Here is a 5,514-nt window from a genome sequence, read left to right as displayed (position 1 = left end):
CCCTCGAGCAATCCGAGCGCGACGTGTAGAAGCGGCACAGCGCACACGCCCAGACCAGAAGCGCCGGCGAGGAGCCGGCGCTTCGCACTTACTCTGTACTGCTGTACGGTAGGTGCTGCTCGGGACCGACGAACACCGCGGGGGGAATTGGATGACACGTCGACGGCGGTGGTTGGTGACCGAGCAACGCTCGTCGCAGCGTCTCCCCGCCAGGCCCCGGCTCTTTGCGCGGACCGATCCCCGGCCACCGCCGTGGCACCGCGATCCCCGGATCGACCACCCGGTCGCAAGGAACCACCCGCAGGTAGGCGCAGACGTCCGGCTCGTCCTCTACGGCACCCCGATCCGCCGCTACCTCACCTGCCGCGGCGATAGAGGTCCCGAAACCACCCGCTGAAAACGTCACCCCGAGCACACGCAGCAGTGCAATGGCGAACCAGGTCCCGCGCATCAGCGGTCCCTCTCAAGTCCGCGTGGATCTGCTGCTTCCATAAGGACGGTCCAGACACAGAGTTGGTGCCATCCGATACGGCCTCTTGAAATCCGGGACGTAACATTGTCATCCTGACGCGGCACTCGGTCCACTAACAACCACCCGTCGAGCCCCGATTGCTGCGATCACTACCCTCGCCGACCGGCGTTCTTCAACTCGATCCGCACATTGTGCCCATGCTCATGGAACAGGTGGACGAGGTTCGCTCCATCGATTAGTGAGATGGGCTTGTCTTTCACGAACTCGCGCGAATCGTGGCCGAAGTAGCCCGTGGTGACGAGAATCCCCTTGACCGCCCCTTCGTTGATCATTGTCCCGTACAAGTCCCGCACGGCCGACACGGGAACCAGACCGTTGTAACGCTTCGCCTGGATCACGAACTTCCCGCCGCGAATCGGATCGGGATCGAATGCTACAGCATCAACTCCGCCATCGCGGCTAGCTCGCGTCACCCGCACCTCTCCACCATCCGACCGAAAAATCTTCGCAAAGAGTTCACGGACGAGGTGCTCGAAATCGTCCCAGGGCATGTCAACAAGGTTCTGGGAGGATTCGAGATCAACTAGGATTTCACGTGCTTCCACAAAGCGATGATCCTCGCGGTCGACATGCATGATGGGCCGCACGGGAGCGAGTTGCACGAGCGGACCCGCGACCAATCCTTTGAGTGCACGCACCGATTCCTTTGGGTCGACGCGGGACAGGTCAAACTCCATGAACTCATCGCGGCTAGCCTGGCAAGAGATGAGGCAGGCCGTGAAGTCCTTACCGGTGGCCCGATCGATCCCGGACACCCATCCATTGAACACAACGGACAGGATGTGCTTCGGATAATCTGCCTCGAACACCTCGTGAATGGTTCGCAACGTGGTCTGGTAGACAATGGATTCGTAGAAGGTGTTGAACTCCCGCTGCTTCATCTCTATGGGCTGAATAGCCTTGCGCGTTTGCACGAAGCGATACCCAACGACGCGTGGAACATCGTTCAGGCCGGGGAGTTGAAAGTCCACGATCAGGACCTTGCTGTCCGGGACGTAGGCTATCGAGACGTCTTTGTTGAAACCTTCAGGGTACAAGGAGCGGTCCAGTACTATCCCGACATAGCGTTCGATCGCTTGAGCGTCACCCCGCTCAAACGCGACACGAAACTGGTCCACTTCGGCGTTCTTTGCGGCCTGCGCCCGCTCGTACGCAGCGCGCTCCTCCTCCACTCTACGCTCGAACGCCTCTTTCCGCTTCTGGTAATCTGCTTGCCGCGCTTGTAAGGTCTGTGCCGCTGCCGCCTCGAGTTCAAGGCGTCGGGCCTTACGTCGGGGCCACAGAAGCTCCAACAGTGGCGATGGGGTGGGAACCCCCAGTTCCTTCCTGATCACCTCCTCGCTCGGCGGCGATTCATCGAAGGTGGGAGCATGGAACGGACGGCGGTCGTAGAGTGACTCCCAATCGAGCCGGTCATCGACCGGAAGCGTGGCCCGCAGGAGCCCTCGATACTCGTCGATGAGAGCCAGTGCCTCGTCCGTCTGTAGCGCAGCCTGTTCCTTCATATCCTGGATGGCTTGCCGCTGCCGGAGCCGCTCTTCCTCCTGCGCCCACCGAGCCTCAATCTCGGCGACTTTCATCGCCACTTCCAGCTCACTTCTGCCTTTGACCACGCGGCTCTTCCCTAAGACTTCGTTCGTGACCGTGGCGACATACATGGGTCTTCGGGACACTGGCGTCCTCCTCCGCCCCGTCGAAGGATCGGGGTGCGCCCGACAACGCGGTTGTATCGGGCCCTGCGTCAACACGGTGTCGCGACCGCGTGTCACATAGCAAATGGCGATTGTGAACTCAATTGTGTACGACGCTGAGGAACGTGGTCAACATGATGAGATCGTTCACAAGTATGGATTGCTGTTGTGCCATGAACCTAGGTCTACGGCTCGACCAAGACGGGGCGGGCTGGGCAAGGCACTTCGTCCAAGTCACCGAGGCACGAGGATGCGTGAGGTAAAGCTGCTCAGACACGGACTGCGGTGGGGTGTTAGTGCGGGGCGGCGGTGCCATAACCGACAACGGCGTCCGGGTAATCGCCGCCCTCACTGACTCAGCTAGCGGAACACAGGGTGGGGGAAGTGGGACTCGAACCCACACGCCTTGCGGCACATGATCCTAAGTCATGCTCGTCTGCCAGTTCCGACATTCCCCCAGGGATGCCCGCGCCGAAGCCCAGCGCGGGCACTTCGATTGTACCAGGACCACCCCGATTGGGCCGAGCCCGCGGCGGCGACGGCGTGCTTCTCCTCATCAGAACCGGTTTTCTCCTTACAGATCAGCAATCAGGGATCGGCGCGGGGCGAGGGCGGAGGCGACGTGGCACGGAACATGCATTAGCTACTGTTATGGTGACAGGGAGGTTTCTGGAAAGCAGCGCCGAGATGGAACACTATCGCGTCATCGCTGAAAGTGCAATCCACCCCGGGCGCAGGTTACTCATGAACCGGCGAGGGGAAGGGTTCCTGCAGCTCGAATCCGACAGCACGCCGCAGCCGGTCCCGCCGGCCGACTTCGCGCGGCTGCGCCGAATGAGCCACTATCAGCCCATCAAGACGACGTGGCGCCGCCGGAGGGGGGCAATCGCAGCGACTCCGGCACCGGCACCCGTTGCGATGGTCTGATCGCACAACGCCATATTCGAGCACCAAACGTAGCACGCGCCGGAAACCCGGCGCGTGCTATTGCTTGCTGTCGTTGCGATCGCGGGTACGGAGAGCGCGGCCGGCGCCTAGACGCCGCAGCCGCAGCCCTGAGCGGTCCCGGCGTTGTCGCCCGTATCGAAGGAGTGGCCGCAGGCACAGGTCGCAACCGCGTTCGGGTTGCGCACGGTGAAGCCACCGCCCATCAGGCTGTTGACGTAGTCGATCTCGGCGCCTTCGAGGTACATCGCGCTGAACTGATCGACCAGGAGCTTGATCCCGTCCTGCTCGAAGATATGGTCATCCTCTTCGGCGACCTCTTCGACCGACATACCGTACTGAAGCCCGGAGCACCCACCCGGGGCGACGAAGACGCGCAGCATCGCGTCCTCAATCCCCTCGTCCGCCAGGTACTCCTTCAGGCGCTCCACCGCCTCCGGCGTCATCGTGATCATGAGTCACTTCCTCCACGTTCGCCCCGTACCCGTCGCACGGGCGTCGCCGGCGTTTCGCAACCAATCCTTAACAAAATCATACCGGCTCAGTGCCAGGTGTCAAGGCACCGCGCAGCGCGACCGCGCTCCCGACGCCTGCGCATATTCTACCACCCGCGTCCAGCTCACCCGCCGAGGCGCGCCAGCGCCCGCTCGCGGACCTGCGCGCCCAGCTCGGCTGTGGTCGTCGTGCCCCCGATGTCGCGGGTGCGGTAGCCCGCCGACAGGGCGTCGTCCACGGCCGCCTCGATTGCGTCGGCTGCATCGGCCAGCCCGAACGAGAAGCGCAGCATCAGCGACACGCTGAGGATGGCGCCGAGCGGGTTCGCCAGGCCCTGACCGGCGATGTCGGGCGCGCTGCCGTGGACCGGCTCGTACAGGCCGAACATCGGCGCGACCGTCCCGGGGCGGGTTGGCGGCTCACCATTGAGGCTTGCGGACGGTAGCATCCCGAGCGACCCCGCCAGCACCCCGGCCTCGTCGCTGAGGATGTCGCCGAACAGGTTCTCGGTCACCAGCACGTCGAAGTCGGCCGGCCGGGCGATCAGGCGCATCGAGCCGGCGTCGACCAGCATGTGCTCCAGGGTGACGTCCGGGTAGCGCTCGGCCACCTCGGTCGCCACCTCCCGCCAGAGCTGAGAGGTCGCCAGGACGTTGGCTTTGTCGATGCTGGTGACCTTGCGGCGACGCTGGCGCGCCAGGCGGAAGGCCAGATCGACGATCCGCTCGATTTCGTGGTCGGCGTAGGGAAGCGTGTCGATCGCGCGGCGACCCGCCTCGTCGGTGCGCCGCTCGGAGGGTCGGCCGAAGTAGAGCCCCCCGGTCAGCTCGCGGACGACCAGCAGATCGGCCCCGCGAGCGATCTCCGGCTTGAGCGGGGACGCGTCCACCAGCGCGTCGAAGACACGCACCGGCCTCAGGTTGGCGAAGAGTCCCAGCGCCTTGCGCAGGCGCAGCAGGCCGGATTCCGGCCGCGCGTCCCCGCGCAAGTGGTCCCAGGCCGGGCCGCCGACGGCGCCGAGGAACACGGCGTCGCTCGCCAGCGCCGCGTCGATCTCCTCGTCCCGCAGTGGGGTGCCGTAGGCGTCGATCGCGGCGCCGCCGATCAGGCCCTCGGTGAAGACGAAGCGCGCGCCGATTGCCGACCCGACCGCCTCCAGCAGCGCCCGGGCCTCGGCGGTTACCTCCGGCCCGACTCCGTCGCCCGGCAGGAGGAGGATGTGGAAGGTGCGCTCGCTCATGAGGGCTGCTGCTCCCCCCGCCGCTCCTGGACGCGCCGCGTTACCGCTTCCATCAGGCCACCGGCGTTGATGATGTCCTGGATGAAGTCGTCATAGCGCGCGGCCCGGTAGGTCTTGCCCGTGCGGGTGTTGAGGATCTCGCCCTCTTCAGTGTCGATCTCCAGGATGTCGCCCGTCTCCGCCTCGCGCGCCGCCTCCGCCGCGTCGATAACGGGCAGGCCGATGTTGATCGCGTTGCGGAAGAAGATGCGGGCGTACGACTCGGCGACCACCGCGGCGACCCCCGCGCCCTTGATCGCGATCGGCGCGTGCTCACGCGAGGAGCCGCAGCCGAAGTTCTTGCCGGCGACGATGATGTCGCCCGGCTGAACCTTGCTCGCGAAGGTCGGGTCGATGTCCTCCATGACGTGCTTGGCGAGCTCTTCCGGCTCGAAGGTGACGAGATAGCGCGCGGGGATGATCACGTCGGTGTCGATGTCGTCCCCGAACTTCCAGACCTTGCCTCGAATCAGCATTCGCCTGCGCTCCCTGCGCTGGCCGGCCGCGCGGCGGCCGGCCCCGTCGTTACCCGATTAGTTCAACGCGGCGGGCGAGGCCACACGGCCGAGCAC

6 protein-coding genes and 1 tRNA gene are annotated in these 5,514 nt (G+C 64.8%); 1 reads left to right on the top strand and 6 read right to left on the bottom strand.

Annotated features, from left to right (window positions below; all coding sequences use genetic code 11):
• Nucleotides 1–88 precede the first annotated feature (88 nt).
• The 3 genes from IRZ30_RS15200 to IRZ30_RS15190 form a co-directional block, all read right to left on the bottom strand.
• Complete coding sequence (locus IRZ30_RS15200) at nucleotides 89–451, bottom strand: hypothetical protein (protein ID WP_294086357.1); 363 nt, start codon at nucleotides 449–451, stop codon at nucleotides 89–91.
• Nucleotides 452–621: 170 nt separating this feature from the next.
• Nucleotides 622–2,145, bottom strand: a complete 1,524-nt coding sequence (locus IRZ30_RS15195; RefSeq protein ID WP_294086356.1) for a restriction endonuclease — start codon at nucleotides 2,143–2,145, stop codon at nucleotides 622–624.
• Between the two features lie 454 nt (nucleotides 2,146–2,599).
• Nucleotides 2,600–2,681: transfer RNA gene (locus IRZ30_RS15190), tRNA-Leu, on the bottom strand.
• A 229-nt stretch (nucleotides 2,682–2,910) separates the two neighbouring features.
• Between IRZ30_RS15190 and IRZ30_RS15185 the strand changes: the two genes are divergently transcribed.
• On the top strand, nucleotides 2,911–3,150 hold the full coding sequence (locus IRZ30_RS15185; protein ID WP_294086355.1) for a hypothetical protein: 240 nt from the start codon (nucleotides 2,911–2,913) through the stop codon (nucleotides 3,148–3,150).
• Nucleotides 3,151–3,257: 107 nt separating this feature from the next.
• Here the strand turns inward: IRZ30_RS15185 and erpA are convergent, their stop codons facing one another.
• The 3 genes from erpA to IRZ30_RS15170 form a co-directional block, all read right to left on the bottom strand.
• A complete protein-coding gene (gene erpA / locus IRZ30_RS15180; protein ID WP_294086354.1) occupies nucleotides 3,258–3,623 on the bottom strand; it encodes an iron-sulfur cluster insertion protein ErpA in 366 nt (121 codons plus the stop codon).
• 164 nt (nucleotides 3,624–3,787) lie between these two features.
• Nucleotides 3,788–4,903: a 3-isopropylmalate dehydrogenase gene (gene leuB, locus IRZ30_RS15175; protein WP_294086353.1), complete on the bottom strand. Its 1,116-nt coding sequence runs from the start codon at nucleotides 4,901–4,903 to the stop codon at nucleotides 3,788–3,790.
• Entirely contained in the window at nucleotides 4,900–5,418 is a 519-nt protein-coding gene (locus tag IRZ30_RS15170; RefSeq protein WP_294086352.1) for a 3-isopropylmalate dehydratase small subunit, read from the bottom strand. The genes leuB and IRZ30_RS15170 overlap by 4 nt, the downstream gene beginning before the upstream one ends.
• Nucleotides 5,419–5,514 lie beyond the last annotated feature (96 nt).

It is taken from the genome of Sphaerobacter sp., from assembly GCF_019683595.1.
Classification (GTDB): domain Bacteria; phylum Chloroflexota; class Chloroflexia; order Thermomicrobiales; family Thermomicrobiaceae; genus Sphaerobacter.
This window is presented reverse-complemented; position numbering and strand designations above follow the sequence as displayed.

Excerpts from the sequence above, each read along its gene's own strand:
- IRZ30_RS15200 (WP_294086357.1), bottom strand. The coding sequence starts at position 451 with ATGCGCGGGACCTGGTTCGCCATTGCACTGCTGCGTGTGCTCGGGGTG.
- leuB (WP_294086353.1), bottom strand. The coding sequence starts at position 4,903 with ATGAGCGAGCGCACCTTCCACATCCTCCTCCTGCCGGGCGACGGAGTC.
- IRZ30_RS15170 (WP_294086352.1), bottom strand. The coding sequence starts at position 5,418 with ATGCTGATTCGAGGCAAGGTCTGGAAGTTCGGGGACGACATCGACACC.
- erpA (WP_294086354.1), bottom strand. The coding sequence starts at position 3,623 with ATGATCACGATGACGCCGGAGGCGGTGGAGCGCCTGAAGGAGTACCTG.
- IRZ30_RS15185 (WP_294086355.1), top strand. The coding sequence starts at position 2,911 with ATGGAACACTATCGCGTCATCGCTGAAAGTGCAATCCACCCCGGGCGC.